This window comes from Bordetella sp. MIP270_01_BMS, from assembly GCF_054958705.1.
This window is the reverse complement of record NZ_CM143297.1, coordinates 899,192-921,393: the sequence shown is the minus strand read 5'-3', so window position 1 is coordinate 921,393 and position 22,202 is coordinate 899,192. Positions and strand designations below refer to the sequence as shown.

19 protein-coding genes are annotated in these 22,202 nt (G+C 66.5%); 7 read left to right on the top strand and 12 right to left on the bottom strand.

Features of this window, described 5'->3' with window-relative positions:
• Positions 1 to 93: 93 nt before the first annotated feature.
• The 10 genes from rpsT to ACV17W_RS04165 all read right to left on the bottom strand — a co-directional run bounded on the left by rpsT (position 94) and on the right by ACV17W_RS04165 (position 7,833).
• Positions 94 to 357 (bottom strand): 30S ribosomal protein S20, encoded by a 264-nt coding sequence (rpsT, locus tag ACV17W_RS04210; protein ID WP_043542310.1) that lies wholly within the window; start codon positions 355 to 357, stop codon positions 94 to 96.
• 93 nt (positions 358 to 450) lie between these two features.
• A complete protein-coding gene (locus ACV17W_RS04205) occupies positions 451 to 1,440 on the bottom strand; it encodes a FecR family protein (protein ID WP_462595198.1) in 990 nt (329 codons plus the stop codon).
• A 147-nt stretch (positions 1,441 to 1,587) separates the two neighbouring features.
• The gene (gene murJ / locus ACV17W_RS04200; protein ID WP_462596455.1) at positions 1,588 to 3,144 is read right to left on the bottom strand and encodes a murein biosynthesis integral membrane protein MurJ; all 1,557 of its coding nucleotides are present in this window, start codon (positions 3,142 to 3,144) and stop codon (positions 1,588 to 1,590) included.
• Positions 3,145 to 3,190: 46 nt separating this feature from the next.
• Entirely contained in the window at positions 3,191 to 3,949 is a 759-nt protein-coding gene (locus tag ACV17W_RS04195; RefSeq protein ID WP_462595197.1) for a 3-hydroxyacyl-CoA dehydrogenase, read from the bottom strand.
• A 76-nt stretch (positions 3,950 to 4,025) separates the two neighbouring features.
• Positions 4,026 to 4,682 carry an adenylate kinase gene (gene adk / locus ACV17W_RS04190; protein WP_462595196.1) on the bottom strand — a complete coding sequence of 219 codons (657 nt, stop codon included), beginning with the start codon at positions 4,680 to 4,682 and terminating at the stop codon, positions 4,026 to 4,028.
• 91 nt (positions 4,683 to 4,773) lie between these two features.
• Positions 4,774 to 5,535, bottom strand: coding sequence for a 3-deoxy-manno-octulosonate cytidylyltransferase (gene kdsB, locus ACV17W_RS04185; protein WP_462595195.1), 762 nt, complete (start codon positions 5,533 to 5,535; stop codon positions 4,774 to 4,776).
• A 3-nt stretch (positions 5,536 to 5,538) separates the two neighbouring features.
• The gene (locus ACV17W_RS04180) at positions 5,539 to 5,724 is read right to left on the bottom strand and encodes a Trm112 family protein (protein ID WP_462595194.1); all 186 of its coding nucleotides are present in this window, start codon (positions 5,722 to 5,724) and stop codon (positions 5,539 to 5,541) included.
• Positions 5,725 to 5,753: 29 nt separating this feature from the next.
• The gene (gene lpxK / locus ACV17W_RS04175; RefSeq protein ID WP_462595193.1) at positions 5,754 to 6,806 is read right to left on the bottom strand and encodes a tetraacyldisaccharide 4'-kinase; all 1,053 of its coding nucleotides are present in this window, start codon (positions 6,804 to 6,806) and stop codon (positions 5,754 to 5,756) included.
• Positions 6,803 to 7,216 (bottom strand): ExbD/TolR family protein, encoded by a 414-nt coding sequence (locus tag ACV17W_RS04170; protein ID WP_462595192.1) that lies wholly within the window; start codon positions 7,214 to 7,216, stop codon positions 6,803 to 6,805. The genes lpxK and ACV17W_RS04170 overlap by 4 nt, the downstream gene beginning before the upstream one ends.
• Positions 7,213 to 7,833: a MotA/TolQ/ExbB proton channel family protein gene (locus ACV17W_RS04165; protein WP_462595191.1), complete on the bottom strand. Its 621-nt coding sequence runs from the start codon at positions 7,831 to 7,833 to the stop codon at positions 7,213 to 7,215. The genes ACV17W_RS04170 and ACV17W_RS04165 overlap by 4 nt, the downstream gene beginning before the upstream one ends.
• Before the next feature lie 345 nt (positions 7,834 to 8,178).
• Between ACV17W_RS04165 and xseA the strand changes: the two genes are divergently transcribed.
• From xseA to pcaF, 4 genes are all read left to right on the top strand, one after another.
• Positions 8,179 to 9,546, top strand: coding sequence for an exodeoxyribonuclease VII large subunit (gene xseA / locus ACV17W_RS04160; RefSeq protein ID WP_462595190.1), 1,368 nt, complete (start codon positions 8,179 to 8,181; stop codon positions 9,544 to 9,546).
• A gap of 154 nt (positions 9,547 to 9,700) precedes the next feature.
• The gene (gene sodB / locus ACV17W_RS04155) at positions 9,701 to 10,279 is read left to right on the top strand and encodes a superoxide dismutase [Fe] (protein WP_462595189.1); all 579 of its coding nucleotides are present in this window, start codon (positions 9,701 to 9,703) and stop codon (positions 10,277 to 10,279) included.
• Positions 10,280 to 10,501: 222 nt separating this feature from the next.
• Positions 10,502 to 11,878 carry a chloride channel protein gene (locus ACV17W_RS04150; protein ID WP_462596454.1) on the top strand — a complete coding sequence of 459 codons (1,377 nt, stop codon included), beginning with the start codon at positions 10,502 to 10,504 and terminating at the stop codon, positions 11,876 to 11,878.
• Between the two features lie 127 nt (positions 11,879 to 12,005).
• Positions 12,006 to 13,211, top strand: a complete 1,206-nt coding sequence (pcaF, locus tag ACV17W_RS04145) for a 3-oxoadipyl-CoA thiolase (RefSeq protein ID WP_462595188.1) — start codon at positions 12,006 to 12,008, stop codon at positions 13,209 to 13,211.
• 198 nt (positions 13,212 to 13,409) lie between these two features.
• Here pcaF and ACV17W_RS04140 read toward each other — a convergent pair whose 3' ends face one another.
• Complete coding sequence (locus tag ACV17W_RS04140) at positions 13,410 to 13,892, bottom strand: DUF192 domain-containing protein (protein WP_462595187.1); 483 nt, start codon at positions 13,890 to 13,892, stop codon at positions 13,410 to 13,412.
• Between the two features lie 114 nt (positions 13,893 to 14,006).
• On the bottom strand, positions 14,007 to 14,252 hold the full coding sequence (locus ACV17W_RS04135; RefSeq protein ID WP_462595186.1) for a cold-shock protein: 246 nt from the start codon (positions 14,250 to 14,252) through the stop codon (positions 14,007 to 14,009).
• 219 nt (positions 14,253 to 14,471) lie between these two features.
• Between ACV17W_RS04135 and clpS the strand changes: the two genes are divergently transcribed.
• The 3 genes from clpS to pbpC all read left to right on the top strand — a co-directional run bounded on the left by clpS (position 14,472) and on the right by pbpC (position 22,201).
• Positions 14,472 to 14,786, top strand: a complete 315-nt coding sequence (gene clpS / locus ACV17W_RS04130; RefSeq protein ID WP_462595185.1) for an ATP-dependent Clp protease adapter ClpS — start codon at positions 14,472 to 14,474, stop codon at positions 14,784 to 14,786.
• A gap of 93 nt (positions 14,787 to 14,879) precedes the next feature.
• On the top strand, positions 14,880 to 20,048 hold the full coding sequence (locus ACV17W_RS04125; protein WP_462595184.1) for an alpha-2-macroglobulin family protein: 5,169 nt from the start codon (positions 14,880 to 14,882) through the stop codon (positions 20,046 to 20,048).
• The gene (gene pbpC / locus ACV17W_RS04120; RefSeq protein ID WP_462595183.1) at positions 20,003 to 22,201 is read left to right on the top strand and encodes a penicillin-binding protein 1C; all 2,199 of its coding nucleotides are present in this window, start codon (positions 20,003 to 20,005) and stop codon (positions 22,199 to 22,201) included. The genes ACV17W_RS04125 and pbpC overlap by 46 nt, the downstream gene beginning before the upstream one ends.
• The last annotated feature ends 1 nt before the right edge of the window (position 22,202 follow it).

Sequence of the window (22,202 nt, the reverse complement as noted above, 5' to 3'; positions counted from 1 at the left end):
GGCCACCGCCCGCCGCCCAATACAAAAGGGACGCCCGAGGGCGTCCCCTTGCTTGCCGTATTCATGCCGCCCCGGGGGGCGCGGCAGAATGGCTCAGGCCAGCGCCTTGATGGCGGCGGCCAGGCGGCTCTTGTGGCGAGCGGCCTTGTTCTTGTGGATGATGTTCTTGTCGGCCACGCGGTCGATCACGCTGGTGGCCTTCTGGAACACTTCGCCAGCCGCAGCCTTGTCGCCGGCAGCGATGGATTGGCGTACGCGCTTGATGGCGGTGCGCAGCATCGAGCGCAGGCTGGAATTATGCTTGTTGCGCTCGACCGATTGACGAGCGCGTTTGCGTGCTTGGGCGGTATTGGCCATGTTGCGATATATAGTGAATTCGGCAAAGTCCAATATTCTAACAACTCTGCCGAGGATTGCAAGATATTTGCCTACGCGGGCCGCAAGGCGGCTTCATGCGGAGGCGACTGCGATGGAAACCAGCCACGGGGTATAGCGCCGCACAGCAATGGGCATGCGGGTTTGAAGGGTGCGCAGGGTGGCCGGCACATCGTCGAGCAGGTAACGCCCATATACAGGCAGGCCGCCGGCGGCCATCGAGACGCGCAGGGTGCCGTGATAATAAGGGCGCAAGGTCTCGACGATCTCGGCCAGCGGCTGGCCTCGGGCGTCGATCAGGCCGTCTTCCCACGCTGCCTGGGCGGCCAGGTCGGCGCGGGGAGGGCCCAGGCGCACGGAGTCGAAGCGCACCCCCAGGCCGGGGTCGAGCTGGTCACGCATGCCGGCGTGGGTTTCGACGGTAACCGGGTCTTCATGCGCCACCACCAGCGTCCGGTGCGGTTGCTGACGCACCATATAACGGTTTCCGGCGGAATGGATGCGGCCCTCGGTGGTCTCGACAATGAACGGGCGCTCATCGCGGGCGCTGGCCGTGATCATGACGGCGCCGCTCAGCAATTTCAGCTTGCGGACCTGGCCGGTATAGACGAGGTCGACGCGGCTGCGCGCATCGAGCAGGAGTTCGCTGCCGTCCGACAACATGTAGCGGCGCCGCTCGGCCGTGCCCGTGGCGGCGTCGGAAGCCAGATTGCCCAACGGGTAGAAAATGTTGCCGACGTAGGCGGCCGAGGCCCCGCCCGCAGCCAGCAGGGCTGCACCGGCCAGGAAGCGGCGGCGGGTGCGAGAGACCGGTTGATCGTGAACAGGGGGGTCGACGCCCTCGTAGCCCTCGGGGTAGGCATCGCCCAGTCGCCCGTACGCGCCGCCGCCCAGGGTCACCGTAAGTTGTTGCCAGGCCGTATCGTGCTGTGGATTGGCGTCTCGCCAGGCCAGGAACTCGGCATAATCGCGCTGGGTGGCACGGCCGGAACGCAGCAACAGCAGCCAGTCTATGACCTGGTCTGACAATGGCGTGGGCGTGTTGGACGAGGTATTCGGTGCCATGAGCGAACCCGAACGACTACCGAGGAGTTGCATCCACAAATAATAATGCTTTTTTTACTTTAGATTACATCGTAGGCGGAAAAATTCTCGTTTCTTTACGGTCTGGCGCATTTGCGTGCTTAATTGTGACCTTTCGCGTCGCGCGGATCAACCCCGTCGGCGGGTGAAATCGCGTAGCCGGAAGCCGCATGCGAACAGGGCCGCGAAATACGCCACGCCGCTCGCAGCGATCACCGCCCCCAGCCAGGCCGCGCGCTGCCCCGGCACGGATTGCAGCGAGACCCAGTCGAGGTGCCGGCCGGCATAGAGCAGTACGGCGGCCAGGGCAACCAGGGCGGGCACGATGCGCAGCAGGAATTTGGGCCATCCGGCCACGGGACGGTACATGCCGCGCCGCCGCAGGCCAACGAGCAGGGCCAGTGCATTCAGGGTGGCGCCCAGTCCGATCGCCAGCGCCAGCCCTGCATGCGCCAGGGCCGGAACAAGCGCGACATTCAGCAATTGCGTCGCCACCAGTACCATGATGGCGATTTTGACGGGCGTACGGATGTCTTGCCGGGCGTAGAAACCGGGGGCGAGGATCTTAACGCCCAGCAGGCCGACCAGGCCTACTGCATACGACACCACGGCCAGGCGGGTCTGGGCCACATCGTCGGCCTGGAATGCACCATAGTGAAAAAGAGTGGCAACCAGGCCGTCAGACAGCAGGGCCAGGCCCAGCGCGGCCGGCAGCCCCAGCAGGAGGGTCAGGCGCAGGCCCCAGTCGAGCAGCGCCGAGTACCCTGCCGCGTCCTGGCGCGCGTGCGCGGCCGAGAGACTGGGCAGCAGCACGGTACCCAGCGCGACGCCCAGCAGGGCGGTCGGGAATTCCATCAGGCGGTCGGCGAAGGACAGCCAGGTGACGCTGCCAGGCGTGAGCCAGGTGGCGATGTTGGTGTTGATCAGCAGTGAAATCTGGGCGACCGACACTCCAAGCGTGGCGGGCGCCATCTGCCGGAGTATGCGCTGCACGGTAGGGTCGCGCCAGGCCTGCGGCAAGCTGGTGCCCAGCCGCGGCAGCATGCCCAGGCGCGCGAGCGCCGTCCACTGGATTGCCAGTTGCGCCACGCCGCCGGCCATGACGCCGATAGCCAGCGCATAGATGGGCACATCCATGCGGGGGGCCAGCCAGAGGCAGGCTGCGATCATGGACAGGTTCAGCAATACGGGCGTGAACGCCGGTACGGCGAACCGGCGCCAAGTGTTGAGCACCCCCGAGGCGAACGCCACCAGCGACATGCACACGATGTACGGGAACATGACGCGTGTCATCCAGATGGCGGCGCCGAACTCGGTGCTGCGGGAAGCTTCCCGCATGCCGCTGGCCATGGCGCTCACGACCCAGGGGGCTGCCACGATGCCGAGTACGGTGACGGCCATGAGTGCCAGCGTGAGCAAGAGCGCCACGCGGTCGAGCAGGGTACGAACCTCGGCATCGCTGCGATCGTTGCGGGCCGCTCCCAGAATGGGCACGAAGGCCTGGGCGAACGCGCCTTCGGCAAACAGCCGGCGCAGCAGGTTGGGAATGCGAAACGCCACCCAGAAGGCGTCGGTGAGCGGGCCCGCCCCGAAGGCCCGCGCGATGAGTATGTCGCGGACCAGGCCGGTGACGCGCGACAGCAGCGTGAAGCTGCTGATGGTGGCGGCCGAGCGGAAAAGACCCATGGGCGATAGTGGCAGTCGCGCCGCCAGGCGGCGCGACACGGCGTGATTACTTGGGCGGCATGCGGATCGCGCCGTCCAGGCGGATCGTTTCACCGTTGAGCATGTCGTTGGTGATGATGCTGTGCACCAGCTTGGCGTAGTCTTCGGGGCGGCCCAGGCGTGCCGGGAAGGGAATGCTGGCCGCGAGGGAGTCCTGAACTTCCTGGGGCATGCCGAAGATCATGGGCGTGCCGAAAATACCCGGCGCAATGGTCATGCAACGGATGCCGGTCTTGGCCAGGTCACGCGCGATGGGCAGCGTCATGCCGGCGACTCCCGCCTTCGAGGCCGCGTAGGCGGCCTGGCCGATCTGGCCGTCGAAGGCGGCCACCGAGGCCGTATTGATCAGTACGCCGCGCTCGCCGGTGGGTTCTGGCGTGTTCGCGCTCATGGCCTCCGCGGCCAGCCGCATCATGTTGAAGCTGCCCACCAGATTGATTGCGACGACTTTCTGGAACAGCTCGAGCGGGTGGGCGCCATTCTTGCCGACGATCTTGGCCGCCGGCGCAACCCCTGCGCAGTTGACCAGGCCGTACAGCGCGCCCAGTTCCAGCGCGGCGGCTACGGCTTGCCGGCCGTCGGCTTCCTGGGTGACGTCGCAATGCACGTAACGCTGGCCCAGTTCGCTGGCCAGCGCCTGGCCGGGCTCGTCCTGGAGGTCGGCGATGACGACCTTCGCGCCGTTGGCGACCAACATGCGGGCCGTGCCGGCGCCCAGGCCGGAAGCACCGCCGGTGACGATGAATACCTTGTTCGCTATTTCCATGGGAAGATCTCTGAAGACGAATGCAAAAGGGATGGTGCGCCGCGGGCCGGCCGCGGCGCCTGCGAGGCTTTGCGGCCTAGCTGGCCAGCGCCTGGAACAGGCGGGACTTGATGTCGTCGACCGCGCCGACCCCGGAGATCTTGCGATACTTGGGAGCCTGCGAGTCGCCTTCCTGAGCCCACGAGGCGTAGTAGTCCACGAGCGGACGGGTCTGCTTCTGGTAGACGGCCAGGCGATTGCGCACGGTGTCTTCGCGGTCGTCGTCGCGCTGCACCAGCGGCTCGCCCGTGACGTCGTCGATCCCTTCCTGCTTGGGCGGGTTGAAGCGCAGGTGGTAGCTGCGGCCGCTGGCGGGGTGTACGCGCCGGCCGCTCATGCGTTCGATGATGTCTTCTTCGGGGACTTCTATTTCGACGACGTAATCGAGCGCCACGCCGGCGCTCTTGAGCGCGTCGGCCTGCGGAATGGTGCGCGGAAAGCCGTCGAACAGGTAGCCGTTTGCGCAGTCGGACTGCTTCAGGCGGTCCTGGACCAGGCCGATGATGATGTCGTCGGACACCAGGCCACCGGAGTCCATGACCTGCTTTGCCTGCAGGCCCAGCGGCGTGCCTTGCTTCACGGCTGCGCGCAGCATATCGCCGGTTGAAATCTGCGGGATGGCGAAATGCTGGGTGACGAAGGCCGCCTGGGTACCTTTACCGGCGCCGGGAGGTCCGAGCAGGATGAGACGCATGGGTGCTCCTGAATGATGGGTAATTTTTATGGCCGGGAAGATTATGCCGCAATGCAGCACCCCTTGTGGCCACGCGTATCAAGGGAAACCCCTATAAAGCGGCGTAAATCTGCCGCACGCGCTCGAGATCGGCGGGCGTGTCCACCCCGGCCATCGGCGCCTGCGGCGTGCGGTGCACGACGATGGCATGCCCGTGTTCCAGAGCCCGCAGCTGTTCCAGCGCTTCATAGCGTTCGAGCGCACCTTGCGGTAGTGTCGGAAAACGCCGCAGGAAGCCGGCGCGGTAGGCATACAGTCCGATGTGGTGCAGGGCTGGCAGGCCGGGCGCCAGCGTCCGGGGGCTGGCAGCCAGCGCATCGCGCGCCCACGGAATGGGGGCGCGCGAGAAGTACAGCGCGCGACCGTCGCTGGCACAGACGACCTTGACTACATTGGGGTTGAACAGCGCCTGTGCGTCGGCCAGGGGGCAGGCGCAGGTGGCGATGGCGGCGTCGGCGTGCGCATGCAGCGCGCCGGCAACCGCGTCGATGAGCGCGGGTTCGATCAGCGGTTCGTCGCCCTGCACGTTGACGACGATGGCATCGTCGGCCAGGTCGAGCTGCTCGATGGCCTCGGCCAGCCGGTCGGTGCCTGTGGGGTGGTCGGCGCGGGTCAGCAGTGGGTGCTGGCCATGTTGGGCCGCTGCCTCGGCAACGCGCGCATCGTCAGTGGCGATAAATACGCGAGCGGCACCTGACAGCGCCGCGCGTTCAGCGACCCGCACCACCATGGGCTTGCCTGCGATGTCGGCCAGCGGCTTGCCGGGCAGGCGCGTGGACGCCATGCGGGCAGGGATCAGGGCGACGAATTCCACGGTTCAGGCAGAATCGGAGCGCGCCACGTCGAGCTGGCGCGCTTCGGATTCGAGCATGACGGGAATGCCGTCGCGTACGGGGTAGGCCAGACGGTCGGCGCGGCAGATCAGTTCGGCCTGGGCACGATCGAAGTCGAGGCGGCCCTTGCATAGCGGGCACACGAGGGTATCGAGTAGACGGGATTCCATCCCGCGATTCTAAAGCAGTTTCGCCCGGATCAGCGCGCCCGCGCGGCGGCCAGCGGCCGCAGCCGGGCGTCGAGCCAGTCGAACAGCCCAGGGTCGGAGAAGCGGGCCTGCACCGGCACTTCCCACAGTCGTGGATCGTTCAGCGCCCGGCACTTGATGGCGTCTTTAGAGGTGATGAGGATGGCATCTGCCGCTACCGACCCGAAGGGAGACCGGCGGTAATCGTGGTGATCGGGCAGCGCCAGGCAGGGATCGGGCCGCACCCCCGCTGCCCGCAGCGTGGCGAAAAAGCGTTGAGGGTTGCCGATACCGGCCGCCGCGGCGACCGACCGGTACCGGGTTGCATCTGCAAACGCCGACAGCGGCAGGCGCGCATCGCTTTGCAGGTGCCGGGCCTCTGCAGGCTCGAGCCGCATATCGGCGCGGCGCGGTGGCCCGTGATGATGCGAAGAGGGCGCGCCGGCTGCGCAATTCGTGATGACCACGTCAACCGCATCCAGGCGGGTTGCAGGCTCGCGCAATGGCCCCGCCGGCAGCAGGCGGCCGTTGCCCACGCCGCGCTCGTCCTGCACCACGATTTCGACGTCGCGCGCCAGCGCCAGGTGCTGCAGACCATCGTCGGAAACAATCACATCCACCTCCGGATGGCGCTGCAGCAGCGCCTGCACGGCCAGCGCGCGGCGCGGATGGACGGCGACCGGCGCGCCGGTGGTGCGGGCGATCAAGGCGGGCTCATCGCCAAAATCGGCCGGCGAAAGCTCGCCGTGGCCCACCCGGGGCTGGGCGCCTTGCCGCGCTCCGTAGCCCCGGCTGACGATACCCGGCGTCCAGCCACGCTCGCGCAGTGCCTGCACGGTGGCAATCGCGACGGGGGTCTTGCCCGTGCCCCCGACATAGATATTCCCTATGACCACGACGGGCACTGCCGCCCGGTAGACAGGCCGCCGCCCAGTGCGGTACTGGGCCTGACGCCGGGCCACATGCCAGCCGGCCAGGCCCGCCAGCGGCGACAGCAGACGGGCCAGCCAGCCATTGCGTTGCCAATGGTGCTGTGCGAATGCGGCGCGGGCTGCGGGCTTCACCGGGCGTTCTGGGCGGCGAAATTGACGCGCCCGATGCCCGCCAGGCGGGCGGCTTCCATGACGTTGACCACCGCCTGGTGCGTCGCCTGGGCATCGGCGTTGATGAGCAGCAGCGGCTGGTTCTTTCCGGCGGCCGCTTGCGCCAGCGCTTGTGCCATGTCGGCGGGATCGGGGGCATCGACCAGCGTGCCATTGACGGCGTAGCGGCCGTCGCGGCTGATCGCCACCTCGATGGCGGGCGGGTTTTCCTGTTCGATGGAGGCCTGCGGCAATGTCACTTTCAGCTGCGTGTAGCGCGCGAAAGAGGTCGTGGCCGCCAGGAAGATCAGAATGACCAGCAACACGTCGATCAGCGGGATAAGGTTGATCTCGAGATCTTCGCTTTCGGTCCGCCTGCCGCGGAAATTCATGGCCGGCGTCCGGCCGCCGCAGGCGCGCCGCCGGCGCGCGCGACGCGGGCGGCGATCTGTTCCATGGCGACGAGCAGGCTGTCGACCCGGCCGCGGAGATAGCGATGGGCGACCATGGCGGGAATCGCGATCAGAATACCGAAGGCCGTGTTGTACAGGGCGATGGATATGCCGCGTGCCAGCTGGGCGGGGTCGCCTCCCGAGGGCGTGTACGACCCGAAGATCTCGATCATGCCGACGACGGTGCCGAACAGGCCCATCAGCGGTGCGATGACGGCAACCGTACCCAGCGCCGGAATATAGCGATTCAGGTCATGCGCCACGGCCCGGCCCACGTCCTCGACCGCGGCACGTTGCAGCTCTGGAGGCTGCTGGCGTTGGCGCAATACTTCGGCCAGTATCCGGCCCAGGGGAGAATTGCGTTCGAGACGCGCCAGCGCTTCGGGGGCATCCTGGCCGTTGCGCAGCATGTCCAGCACCTGGTCGGCAAGACCACGCGGCAGGATCAGTCCGCGCCGCAGCGTGAGCATGCGTTCGACGATCAGGGCCAGGCCCAGGACGGACGTGGCAAGCAGCGGCCAGATCGGCCAGCCGGCTTCTTGAATGATGGACAGCAAGACGGGGACTCCAGCTAGGGCTGCGCGCGCCGGCGCAGCCCGATTCAAGGGCGAACTGTAACGGGCCAACGGCGGTCGTGGCAAGGCCGCAGACCGCCAATGCAACTATCCACAGATTTTGTGGATAATTCTGTGCAGAACTTCCCCGAAACGTGGGTAAATGCTGGCTCTGCGCTGGATTGGGTCCGTGGCGTCCAATGTGCCAGATCCGATTTATTTATAACTATCAATCACTTAGTACGAATTCTTTGGCTCTGCGGGCCGTTGCGGCTGCTGGAGCGGGCTGAGATATCATCGGGGCCCATTCTTCAAGGCCTGTGGACAGGTATCCCTTCGGAAACCCTTATGACAGTTGAATTTCCCGTAAGAAACCACGTATTTACGCGGGATATCCTGACGGTTGCCCAGCTAAATCAAGCAGTAGGCCAGTTACTGGAAAGCAATGTCCCGCTGCTGTGGGTTCGCGGCGAGATCTCGAACTTCACCCAGGCCGCATCGGGGCATTGGTATTTCACGCTGAAGGACAGCCGGGCCTCGGTGCGAACGGTGATGTTCCGCAGCCGTGCTGGCGCGGTGGGTTTCGTGCCGCGCGCAGGCGACCAGGTGGAGGTGCGGGCGCGGGTGTCCCTGTACGAACCGCGCGGCGACTACCAACTGCAGGCAGACGCCATGCGCCGCGCCGGGCTGGGCAATCTGTATGAAACTTTTCTGCGGCTGAAGGCGCAGCTCGAGTCCGAGGGCCTCTTCGACCCAGCGTCCAAGCGTGCGCCCGCGGCACTGCCGCGCGCCATAGGCGTGATCACCTCCCTGCATGCCGCAGCCTTGCGCGACGTGCTGTCGGCGCTGGCGCGGCGGGCTCCCCAAGTGCCGGTCGTGGTGTATCCGGCCCCCGTCCAGGGCGCCGACGCGGCGGCCCGCCTGGCTGCCCAGCTGCAACTCGCCAACGCCCGGCAAGAAGTCGATACGCTGCTGCTGGTGCGCGGCGGAGGCAGTATCGAGGATCTCTGGAGCTTCAATGACGAGGCGCTGGCTCGCGCCGTTGCAGCGAGCGCCATTCCGATCATCAGTGGAGTAGGGCACGAAACGGACTTCACCATCGTCGATTTCGTGGCCGATGTGCGTGCGCCCACTCCCACGGCGGCAGCGGAGCTGGCTTGTGTGCCGCGCGCCGAGTTGCTGGGGCAGGTGCGGCAGGCGGCCCGTGGTCTGGCGCGCGCGCAACAGCGGCGCCTGGAAATGGCTGCGCAACGTCTCGATCGCGCCGCGTCTCAACTGGTGTCGCCCGGACGCCGGCTGGCGCACCAGGCGGAACGGCTGAACACGCTGCGGCATCGGCTGGTGGCGGCCTGGCGCGGCCCGCACGCCCGCCGGGTGGCGCGTGTGGGCCTGCTGTCCCAGCGGCTGGCGCATGCCACGCCCGACCTTGAACGCTCCCAGGAAAGACTGCGTGCCCTGGTGCGCCGCCTGGGCCAGGCGCAGAGTCGTCAGGTGGCCGTGCGGCAGGCGCGCGTGGCGGCGGTGGCGGCACATCTGCGTGCGCTCGATCCGCACCACACTTTGGCGCGCGGCTACGCGATTGTGCGCGGTGCCGAAGGGCGCATCCTGCGCGACGCGGCCTTGCTTGCGCGCGGCGACCGACTCGACGTCACGTTTGCACAGGGCGCAGCGCAGGTGCAGGTGGTCGACGCCAGCCCGCCCGTGAGCGACACGTGAACGGCGCGGCGGCTCCGGGGCGTGCACCATTGCGGCCGCCGCTGGTTTTGCCAGCCCTATACCCGCGCCAGATCAGGGTTAAGCTGCCCCATGGCTGCCAAGGTCGATACAATGACATCGCTTGATCGTGCACTCAACAAAGAAGGAAACCCACATGGCACATACTCTTCCCCCCCTGCCTTATGCTCTGGATGCTCTGGCTCCGCACATCTCGAAAGAAACGCTCGAGTTTCACTACGGCAAGCACCACCAGACCTATGTCACGAACCTGAACAACCTGATTCCGGGTACCGAGTTCGAAAATGCCTCGCTCGAAGACATCGTCAAGAAGTCGTCCGGTGGCATTTTCAACAACGCTGCCCAGGTCTGGAACCACACGTTCTACTGGAACAGCCTGGCTCCGAATGCAGGCGGCGCACCCTCGGGCGCCCTGGCCGACGCCATCAACGCCAAGTGGGGCAGCTTCGACGCCTTCAAGGAAGCGTTCAATAAATCCGCGGCCGGCAACTTCGGTTCGGGCTGGACCTGGCTTGTCAAGAAGGCCGATGGCTCGCTCGACATCGTGAACACCAGCAACGCCGCCACGCCGCTGACCACGTCCGACAAGCCGCTGCTCACCTGTGACGTCTGGGAGCACGCCTACTACATCGACTACCGCAACGCGCGTCCCAAGTACCTGGAAAACTTCTGGGCGCTGGTCAACTGGGACTTCGCCGCGAAGAACTACGCTTAAGGCTTCCAGCCCCAGTAAACGCCCGGCCCGACCGGGCGTTTTTGCGTGCGCGGCGTCCGCGACAGGCCGCCGGCTGCACAGCACTTCCTGGCGCGCAGGTATCTCGACGGCCGACGGCCCGTGGTGCCCATGCGCGGCAAATCCGTCTCGTCCGGTGGTAAGGTAGCGCCTGGCTGCGCCATGCCGGGCGCAGCGTCTGCTCGGTGGTGCCTTTCCATGCCGATGTTGCGCGTCCTGATTTCACGCCTGTCTGTTATTGCGCGCCGGAAGTTGCGCCAGAGCCGGCGCCTTTCCCGCAAGAGCCTGCCGATGCTGCTCTTGCTGGGCGGTGCCGGGTTGGTCGCTCTGGTATCCCTGGGCTTCGCACGCCTGGCCGACGTAGCCCTCGAATGGAATCAGGCCTGGACGTCCCGCAACGGATGGCTGGCCTTCGTGGTGATTCCCCTGGCATTCGCAGCGTTGCGGTGGGCCACGCTGCGGCTGGCTCCCAACGCCGCGGGCAGCGGTATTCCGCAGGTGATCGGGGCGCTGTCGCTGCCTCCCGGTCCGGCACAGACCAGCCTGGTGTCGGTCAGGCAGACTTTCTGGAAAATCCCTTTGACATTCCTGGGCCTGGCGGCGGGCGCCTCCGCCGGGCGCGAAGGCCCATCGGTGCAGGTCGGCGCTGCAGTGATGCTGGCGTGGGGCCAGTTCTGGCGCCGCAAGGGGCTGCCCCTGCGCGGCTTTCATGCCAACGAACTGATCGCGGCGGGCGCCGCCGGCGGGCTGGCCGCGGCGTTCAATGCGCCGCTGGCGGGGGTCATCTTCGCCATCGAAGAGCTGGGGCGTGGCACGGTATTGCGCTGGCAGCGCCTGGTGTTGATCGGCGTGCTGGCCTCCGGCTTCCTGGTCGTGGCGGTAGCTGGCAACAATCCCTATTTCGGCGTGTTCGCCGGCCAGGAGCTTGCGCATTACATGTTGCTATGGGTGCTGCTGTGCGGACTCGCAAACGGCATACTGGGCGGACTTTTCGGGCGCCTGCTGGGCAAAGGCGCCGCCGGCGCTGCGCCGGCGGGCTGGCGTGCGTGGATACGCGCGCACCCCATCTGGACGGCGGCCGCCATGGGCCTGGCGCTGGCCGTGCTGGGCGCACTCAGCCACAACACGGTCTACGGCACGGGCTATGGCGTGGCGGGCGGTCTGCTGGCCGGTGAGACCGAGGGTCCGGCGGCATTCGGGCTGGCCAAAATCGCGGCCACCGTGGTGTCGTACTGGGCGGGCATTCCGGGCGGGATTTTCACGCCTGCGCTCACGGCCGGCGCCGGCGTGGGCCAGCATCTGTGGGAAATGACGGGCGGGGAGGTCGACCGACGCGTACTCGTGCTGCTCTCGATGGCCGCCTTCCTGGCAGCGGCCACGCAGTCTCCGCTGACGGCCAGCGTGATCGTCATGGAGATGACCGGCAGCCAGCCCATGCTGTTCTGGTTGCTGCTGGCGTCGTTGTCGGCCTCGCTGGTGGCAAGGCAGTTCTGTCCACGGCCGTTCTATCATTTTTCGGCGGGCCGCTATCGCCGGCAGGCGCAGATCGACACGGCCCGCAAGGACAGGATGCAGGCTTAGTGTCCGTCGGCTAGACAGTGTCCGTCTTGCGGACAGATGGCAAGGTCGGCATGCCGGGCGTCGCCACGCTGGCGTAAGATCGAAAGTTGACGATTTTCTCTACCTCTACTTAGTCGAGCTCCGATCCATGACCGTGCATGCTTACATCTGCGATGCCATCCGCACTCCTTTCGGCCGCTATGGCGGCGCCCTGGCGCCGGTACGCGCCGACGACCTCGCCGCCGTGCCGATCAAGGCGCTGATGGCGCGCAATCCGGGCGTGCAATGGGACGAACTGGCAGACGTGATCATGGGTTGCGCCAACCAGGCCGGTGAAGACAATCGCAACGTCGCTCGCATGGCCGCACTGCTGGCGGGGCTGCCCATCGAGGTGCCTGGCGCCACGCTTAACCGGCTTTGCGGTTCGGGCCTGGACGCCGTGGGCACCGCGGCCCGCGCCATACGCGCCGGCGAGGCCGGCCTGATGCTGGCCGGCGGGGTGGAAAGCATGAGCCGCGCGCCGTTCGTCATGGGCAAGGCCACGTCCGCGTTTTCGCGCGATGCCGCTATCTATGACACCACCATCGGCTGGCGCTTCGTGAACAAGCTCATGAAGGCGCAATATGGCGTCGATTCGATGCCGGAAACGGCCGAGAACGTGGCCGACGATTACAAAATCAGTCGTGAAGACCAGGACAAGTTCGCACTCGCCAGCCAGGAAAAAACCGCTCGCGCACAGCAGGAAGGCTATTTCGACGCCGAAATCACGCCGGTAACCATCGCGCAGAAAAAAGGCGACCCCGTGGTTGTTTCGAAAGACGAGCACCCGCGTCAGACCAGCCTGGAAGCGCTGGGGCGCCTGAAGGGCGTGGTGCGCGAGGGCGGCAGCGTGACGGCAGGCAACGCCTCGGGCGTCAACGACGGTGCCGCGGCGCTGTTGCTCGCTGACGAGAGCGCTGCGGCCCGACACGGGCTCACCCCGCGCGCCCGCGTGGTGGGCATGGCCACTGCTGGCGTGGCGCCGCGCATCATGGGCATGGGCCCGGCGCCGGCCACGCGCAAGGTGCTTCAGCTCACCGGGCTCACGCTCGATCAGATCGACGTCATCGAATTGAACGAAGCTTTCGCCGCCCAGGGCCTGGCGGTGTTGCGCGACCTGGGCATCGCCGATGACGATGCTCGCGTCAATCCCAACGGGGGCGCCATCGCGCTGGGCCATCCGTTGGGCGCCAGCGGTGCGCGCCTGGCTACCACCGCCATCAACCAGCTGCATCGCACCGGTGGGCGCTATGCCTTGTGCACGATGTGCATCGGCGTGGGGCAGGGCATCGCACTGGTGATCGAACGCGTCTGAGTCGGGCGCACACAAAAGAGCCGGCTTGCCGGCTCTTTTTTTTGCGTGATGCGGGCCGCAAGCAGTTCTCAGGCCGCGTTGCAGCAAGTGCGCAATGTTTGGCGAAAGTGCGCGCCGCATCGGCCGCACGAATGCCACGGGTCAGGCCCAGGTGTGCCCATCTGGCTCACCGGGGGGGCGTACCAATCGGCCGTCAATTCAGGGCAGGCCGCGGATCCGGTTGCCGGCCTGGATTCCATGCGTGGCGAACCAGCCCTGGGCCATCTCGAGCGCATACCGCACGGGGCGAGCCGAGCAGTGCGCGTCGTCCGTGTAGGGCGCCATGTCGGCGATGTTCACGATGGTGCCGTCGTCAGCGATAAATGCGATGGAAAGCGGCAGGGGAGTATTGCGCATCCAGAAACACTGCAGGTCAGGCACTTGGAACACAAACAGCATGCCATTATTGTCGGGCAGGCTCTGACGATGCATCAGGCCGGCTCGGCGGGTCTCTTCCGTGTCGGCCAGCTCGGCCTTGATGATGTGGATTCCAGCGCTCAGCTGCACGACAGGCAGCCTCTGCTGGGGGGCGGCGGGTGCATATTGCGCAAGCGCCGTGGAGGATATGCCGCAGCACAACGCAGTGGCGAACGCCGCTTGGGCCAGCAGACGTGGCAGGGACAGCAGGGAAAGGGTCGACATGAAGCGGGAAAACGGCGGACAATAACAGGGCGGGGCATTGCGCCCCGCCCGGGCAATGACGCCGCCCGGAGCCGGCTGGCCGGCGCGCGGGCGGCGCTGTATGGATACTGGGCGTCAGGCCGAGGTGATATTCAGAGCCTGTTTGCCTTTAGGGCCCTGGATGATCTCGAAGGCGACCTTCTGGCCTTCTTTCAGGGTCTTGAAACCGTTCATCTGGATGGACGAAAAATGCGCGAACAGATCTTCACCGCCGTCATCGGGCGTAATGAAGCCGAAACCCTTCGCATCGTTGAACCATTTGACGGTACCCGTCGATTTGGGATTGTCCCCTTGGACGGCGGTTGCGGTCGAATCAGACATGCGGACTGCCTCATTGAATCGTATATTTGACAGAAGGCATGCGGCCTGGGCCGGTGGCCTTCCGGCTTCCGGGTGCATCCTGCCGCGGCAAGGAGCCCCGAATGCGTGGATAATGCTCCGCTTTTATTTCGTACGTCAAGTGTGGAAACTACGCATTTCTGCCTGTAATTGTGCGTAAGTGCTGGCCTTGTCTGCCCCTGTTGAATAGAATCCCGCCCTATGAGTTCGAGCTTGGATACCCAGCATGACCTGGCAGTCGAAAAGGCGCCGGCCCGTACCGCGCCGCCTCCGATGTATCAGGTGCTACTGCTGAACGATGACTACACCCCGATGGAATTCGTGGTGAAGGTCTTGCAGAAATTCTTCAACAAGAACCAGGAAGATGCCACGCGCATCATGCTGCAAGTGCACCACGAAGGCCGCGGTACCTGTGGGGTGTACCCGCGTGATGTCGCCGCGACACGCATTGCGCAAGTCGCGCAGTATGCGCGTGCGCGCCAGCATCCGCTGCAATGCGTCATGGAACCGGTATAAGAAGAACGGCTGCTTTCAACCGCTACCCGCCGGCGAGCCCAGGCAGGTGCATTCAGGGCGCACCGCGCTCGCGTACGCTGCACAAGGCATGTCATGAGTCAGAAGAAGGGTGCTGGTGGAATCCTGGTGTTGTTGCTGGTCATCGCACTGGGGTTGGGTTGGTTGGCGGGACGTACACACGGGCGGGATACCGCGGCAGCGCCGGCAGCGACTGCTTCGCCTGCTGCGCAGCGCGCTCCTGCTGCGACAGAACAGCCCCGAGCCGCGACGGTGGGGCGAGCGGATCCGTTTGGCGTCGTGGACTGCCAGGCGCGTGAATTCAACGATACGCTGGCATTGGCCATCACCTTTACGCAGCCCGTCGACCGCAAGGCGACCCTGGATCCTTATCTGACGGTGGTCGATACCGGGGCCGCCCGGCTCGAAGACGCCGATGACGACGCAACCCCGCCTGGCAGGTCAGGCCATGCGGCCGAAAACCTCGCGCAGGCGGGCAAGCCGGTGCAGGGGGCCTGGGTCGTGGGCGACAACCCCCGCATGGTCTATTTCCCCTATGTGCAGCCGCAGCGCAGCTATGCGCTGCAGGTGCGCGCCGACTTGCCGGCCGCCCAGGGCGCCGCGCTGGACGCCGAGCACCGGTGCAGTGTGCAGACCCCGGCGATGCCGCCGTCTTTCTATTTCGCGAGCCGGGGCGTCGTGCTGCCTGCCGGGCAGAATGGCGGCTTGCCCGTCACGACGGTGAATGTGCCCGAGATCGATGTGCAGTTCCTGCGCGTGGCGCCAGAGCGGATGCCCGAGTTCTTCGATAACGTGCTGGGCTTGAAGTCGCGCGCTTCCGACGGCGATGACGACGACGACGAAGACGAGTGGCGCTATGCGGACAATCGCAGCCTGAAGGGTTCGGTCAGCAACTGGGATCTCGACCGACTGCACCGCCTGACCACCAGCGTGTACCAGGGCCGCTTCCTGACCGACAACCGGCCCAACCGGCGGCACGTCACCTTTCTGCCCGTCGAGGCCATCGCCGAATTGAAGCAACCGGGCATTTATGTGGCCGTGATGAGCGAGCCCGGGCGGTTCCGCTATGAATATCAAGTCACGTACTTCTATGTCAGCGATATCGGCTTGCACACCCGGCGCTACGACGATCGCATCGAAGCCTATACGATATCGCTGCAATCCGGCCAGCCGTTGGCTGAAACCGAGGTCGAACTTATCGACAGCGCGGGCAAGGTGCTGGCGCGCGCGCGGGCAAACCAGGAAGGTCATGTCCGCTTCGACGGAGACACCGCCCAGGGCCGCCTGCTCAGGGCCTCACGCGGCGCCGAGATGACCGTCCTGGCATTGGGGGAGCCGGCGCTGGACCTGTCGGAATTCGATATCGCGGGTCACCCGGCGCGCGCCAATAATTTATTCGTCTATGCCGGGCGCAACCTGTATCGGCCCGGCGAAACCTTCCAGGTGTCGGTGCTGCCGCGAGACCGCGATGGCCGGGCCTTGGCCCCGGCTCCGCTCACCGCCACGTTGAAGCGTCCCGATGGCAAGGTGGTGCGCAGCGAGTTGTGGCAGCCCTCTGAACAAGTGCAGGCCTACGTGCAGCATCAGATCGATCTGCCCGGCGATGCCCAGACGGGCAAATGGTTGCTCGAATTGCGGGTCGATCCTGCCGCGCGCGTGGCGGACGCGTCATGGTGGTTTCAGGTTGAAGAGTTCATGCCCGAGCGCATGAAGCTGCGCCTTGAATCCACACAGTCTGTGTTGGCACCCGGCGAAGCCTGGCGCATCGATGCGCAGGGTGACTATCTATATGGCGCGCCGGCGGCAGGCAACCGGCTGCTCGCCAGCTTCCAGGTGCGGCGCGATCGATATGCGCTGGCCCAGCAGTGGCCCGGCTTCATCTTCGGCGATGCGGATGACGACACCTTGCGTCACTACGAAGAACTGCCCGAGCATACGCTGGACGACCAGGGTGCAACCCGGCTGCAGATCGACCCGCAGGGTGCGGGCGCCGCGCGTTCGCCGATGCGAGTCCGGTTGTCGGCGAGCTTGCTTGAATCCGGCGGGCGGCCGGTGGCGCGTTCTATCGAGCGAAGTGTCTGGCCCGCCGGGCAGTTGATCGCGGTACGCCCCCTGTTCGACGGGGATGTCACAAAAGAAGGTGCGCCGGCGGCATTCGAGGTCGTGCGGGTCGCCCCGAATGGCGACGTCAAGCCACTGCCCGAAGCGCAGCTGCGGCTGTATCGCGAGCATCGCCGTTACTACTGGCGCTATGACGACCAGCGAGGCTGGAACAGCGGTTATACCGACACCGAGGAGCTGGTCGAGTCGCGGATGATTGCGCTGCCGGACCGCACGACGCTCAGTCTGCCGGTAGGCTGGGGCCGTTACCGCCTGGAAATCGCAGACCCGCAAACCGGGCAGACGACCCGCTATCGTTTTTATGCCGGTTGGGGCGCGCAAGATGCCGAGGCCGTGGGTAACCGGCCCGATCGGGTGCAGATGAAGCTCGACGGCGTGCCGGCGCGGCCCGGCGAAAGCGTCAACCTGACCATTGTGCCGCCGCACGACGGGCAGGCGCTGGTCACCGTCGAAGGTGACCGCATGCTGTGGTCGCGCTGGGTACCCGTGCAGGCGGCAGGCACGGCGGTTGAAATTCCAGTGGACCCCGCATGGAAACGGCACGACCTGTACGTGTCGGCCGTCGTGTTCCGGCCCGCAAGCGCGGGTGATCGCGTGACGCCGGCGCGTGCGGTCGGCCTGGCTTTTCTGCCCGTCGCCAGCGCAGAGCGCAGGCTTCAGGTGAGTCTGTCAGCGCCCGGCAAGGTCGAACCGGAAAAGCGCACCGAAGTTCGCATCAAAGTTGAAGGCACGCGTGATCAGCGCGCCACGGTCACCTTGTCTGCGGTTGACGTGGGCATTCTCAACATCAACCAGTACGCCACGCCTGATCCGCTGGATTTCTTCTTTGGCAAGCATCGCTATGCCGCCGAGCTGCGCGACATGTATGGCAAGCTCATCGAGAAGATGGACGGTACCACCGGCCGCCTGAAATGGGGCGGCGACGCTGCGCTTCGCGGCGACAGCCGCAGCCTGCCTCGCAAGGTGAAACTGGTCGACCTTTTCTCCGGCCCGGTACGGCTGGATGAACAGGGGGAAGCAAGCATTCCGCTGGACCTGCCTGATTTCAACGGCACCTTGCGCCTGATGGCGGTCGCCTTCACCGACGACAACTACGGCAACGCGGATGCCGAGATGGTGGTCGCGGCGCCTATCGTCGCCGAGCTCAGCACGCCGCGCTTCATTACCCCGGGCGACGAGGCCGCGGTGGCGCTCGACCTCACGAACCTTAGCGGCGCGACGCAGCAAGTGAAGGTGGACTTGCGGGCCCTTGACCCGCTGGCCATTGCCGATGGCGTGCGAACGGTCACGCTCAAAGACCGCCAGCGCACCACGCTGCGCTTCGTGGCAACCACTACGGGATCCTATGGCCTGGGCTTGATGCGCCTGCAGATTGACGGCAGCGGCGGCGCCCAGCCCGTGCACATCGTGCGGGAGTCGGTGCTGCAAGTCCAGCCGGCCCATGCGCCCGAGAACCGGGTCCGGCGAGTGCGGTTGGCGCCCGGTGAAAGCTACGCGCCGGGAGCGGAGCAGGTGGCAGGGTATTTCTCCGACTCGATAACGGCCAGCTTCAGTATGTCGAACCGGCCCCCCATCAACGTGACGCGCCTGGTGCAACGCCTGCTGAGCTATCCGTATGGCTGCACCGAGCAGACCATCAGCGCCGCGCTGCCATGGGTGCTGATCGACGAGTCCCAGGCCGAGCGTTATGGCTTGCCCCCGAGCACGCAGCAGGTGCGCGCGGAGAAAGTCGCCTCGGCCATGGCGCGACTGTCCGGCATGCGAAACGCGGCGGGAGCTTACTCGCTGTGGGGCGATGCGTCGTCGCAGGACATCTGGCTCACCGCCTACGCCTTCGGCTTCATGCTGGACGCGCGCGATCGCGGCTTCGCCGTTCCGGACGCTCCCATGCTGCGCTCGCGGCAATGGCTGCTCGAGCGGTTGCAGCAGAGTGCTGGCCAGTTCGGTACCTGGCCCGATCAGTTGCGCACCGACCTGCGCAGCGGCCGAGTGAACCGGGACAACGCCGCCACGCTGCGCAACGACCATCGGCGTTTCGCTGGCTTTGCCGCCGCGGCACTGGTGCTCGCGCGCGATCGGCAGGCGCCGCTTTCGACGGTGCGCCAGCTTTTCGACCGCTACCAAGAGCGCGCTTTGTCCCCGTTGCCGCTGATCCAGCTGGCGGCCGCATTTCAATTGATGGGCGATTCGGCGCGCATGGAGCAGGCGGTTGCGCATGCGCTCGCGCGGCCTTACGGGTATCGCCAGCATGGGGGCTCGAACGCCGACGCCTGGCTGGGAGACTATGGCAGCGCGGTACGCGATTACGCGCAGGCCTATGCGCTGGCGGCTCAGTACCAGCTGGCGCCGCAGGGCCGGGAACGTTGGCTGTCCGACCTCGACAGCCGCATGCAGGGTCGTTCGTATTTTTCGACGCAAGAGCAAATGGCCCTTTTGCTGGCGGCCGAGTCTGCCGGCGGCGATCCGGCCCAGCCGTGGGCGGCGGTACTGTCTGCCGGCGGCAACTCGAAGAACCTGGGCGGCACTGCCGACCGCACCGTCGCGTTGGACGCGGCCGACCTGGGAAGCCTGCGGATCACCAACGCCGGTGCGCAGCCGCTGTTCGTCGAGTTCGACCTGCAAGGCACCCCGGCACTGCCCCCTGCACCCCGCAGCGACGCCATCCGTTTGCAACGGGCCTGGTACACGCCCGAGGGTCGGTCCTGGGACGGCGGTGTGCTGCGAACGGGCGACCTGCTGGTCGTAAAGCTGCGCGTATCATCCGACCAGGCCCTGCCGGACGCGCTGGTGGTGGATCGCGTGCCGGCGGGCTTCGAAGTCGAGAACCTCAATCTCTCGCAAAGTCCCGACATGCGGGATTGGGAGATCGGCGGTACCCGGGTGGCCGACGCCATGACGGACCCTGCGATCAAACACCGCGAATTCCGCGATGACCGGTACGTGGCGGCGCTGGCCTTGCACCGCCAGCCCGTCGACGTGTTCTACATGGTGCGCGTGGTCACGCCGGGCCGCTATGCCGTGCCGTCCAGCGTGGCGGAAGACATGTACAGGCCCGAATTGCGAGGCGTAGGCGAGCGATGGAGCCCTATCGAGATCCGCGATCGCGGCGTGGCGGAGAAATAGCGTCGTCCCGCACGCGCGCTCGAGCGGCGCGCTGGGCCCTCGGGCTGCTGGCGGCCGCGCTCTCGCTGGTCGCGCTGGACCACGAATTTCCCCTGCCGGCCACGGCCAATGGCGGCGCGGCGGTCGTGGTGGCTTCCGACGGGACGCCGCTGCGCACTTACCCGAGCCAGGATGGTGTGTGGCGCTATCCCGTGACCCCGGGGCAGGTGGCGCCCGTTTATATCGAGACGCTGCTGGGCTACGAAGACCGCTGGTTCTATTGGCACCCCGGCGTGAATCCGGCCGCGCTTGTGCGAGCCGGCTGGCAATGGCTGGTGCATGGGCGGATCGTTTCCGGGGGTTCGACCCTGACCATGCAGGTGGCTCGACTGCTGGACGCGCGACTGGCGGCGCGTCCGTCGCGCTCGGCGGCCGCCAAGCTGCATCAGGTTGCGCGGGCGCTCCAGCTCGAATGGCACTTCAGCAAAGACGAGATTCTTGCCATGTATCTGGCGCGCGCGCCGATGGGTGGAATCGTGGAAGGCGTGGAAATGGGCGCGCGGCTATGGCTGGGCAAGTCGGCACGCGACCTCAGCCCGGCCGAGGCCGCGCTGCTGACGGCTCTGCCGCAGGCGCCGTCGCGCCTGCGCCCGGATCGTCACCCCCGGGCAGCGCAGGCCGCGCGCGACAAGGTGCTGGACCGGATGCGCGCCCGGGGCTGGAGCGCTGCCGCCGTCGCCGACGCCAGCATCGAAACGGTCGTGTCGCCGCCCTTGCGCGCGCGGTGGCTTGCGCCCCTGGCCGCGCAGCGGCTGCTGGCCGAACAGCGGCGGTCGGGACGGCAGCCCGCCATCGTGACCTCTACGCTGGACGCCAACCTGCAGGTCATTGCCGAGAGCATGCTGCTCGACCGGGTCGATGCATTGCCGCCCAAAGTTTCAATGGCGGTGCTGGTCATGGACAACGATACGCTGGAGGTCAAAGCCTATGCCGGCTCGGCGGATTTTTCCGACGCAAGCCGCTATGCCCATGTGGATATGGTGCGCGGGGTGCGTTCGCCCGGCTCCACGCTGAAGCCTTTCCTGTACGCCCAGGCCCTGGACGAAGGGCTGGTGCATTCCGAAAGCCTTCTGATGGACGCGCCCCTGTCGTTCGGCGGATACGCGCCGGGCAATTTCCAGGCAGCGTTCTCGGGACCGGTGAGCGTGGCGCAGGCGTTGCAGCGCTCGCTGAACGTCCCGGCGGTGGATCTGCTCGACCGCGTCGGACCGGCGCGTTTCGCCGCCATGCTGCAGGCGGGCGGAGTGAGGCTGCGCCTGTCCGGCGGTGCGGTGCCCAACCTGAGCTTGATATTGGGCGGGGCAGGCACCACATTGGAAGAACTGGTGGGCGCGTACCGGGCGTTGGCGCGGGATGGTCTGGCGGGACGGCCCCGGCTGGCCCCGGAACAGCCGCGTGTCGAATCCCGTATGATGAGTCCGGGAGCCGCCTGGATCGTGCGCGACATCCTCGAGCGCGGCGGCCACCCCGACCGTCCCCTGGTGCAGGGAGGCCGCAGGCTGGCATGGAAGACCGGCACGAGTTTCGGTTTTCGCGACGCCTGGGCATTGGGCGTGACCGATGCATGGACCATCGGCGTGTGGGTAGGGCGCCCCGACGGAACCCCGAACCCGGGTTTTTTCGGTGCGAACGTGGCGGCGCCGCTGCTGCACGATATCGCGACGGCCTTGCCCGAGCGCGCCGCGGGCCGGGCCGCCCGGCCGGCCAGCGTGCAGCCGGTCATCACCTGCTGGCCTCACGGTCGGCGCCAGGACAGCGCTGCGGGTGGCGCCTGTGCGCAGCCGCGTGCGGCCTGGGCGCTGGACGACACCGTGCCGCCAAGTTTCGCCGGCTATGCCGATGTGGCCGAGGGACCGTTGCGCGTGGTGGGGGTGTCCAACGGATCCGTGTTGCGGCCGGTGCCGGGACAGCAAGAAGTAGTACTGGATGTAAACGTGCAGGGCGCACGCGGCCGGGTATGGTGGATGCTGGATGGCCGCGTACGCAAGCAGGACGCGGCTGCGGCGCCACTGACATTGTCAATAGTGCACAATGGTCGCTATAGCTTGACCGCCATGGATGAGCAAGGCCGTTACGATCGAGTGGTTTTTGAAATCGCTGGTGTTACGCCCTGAT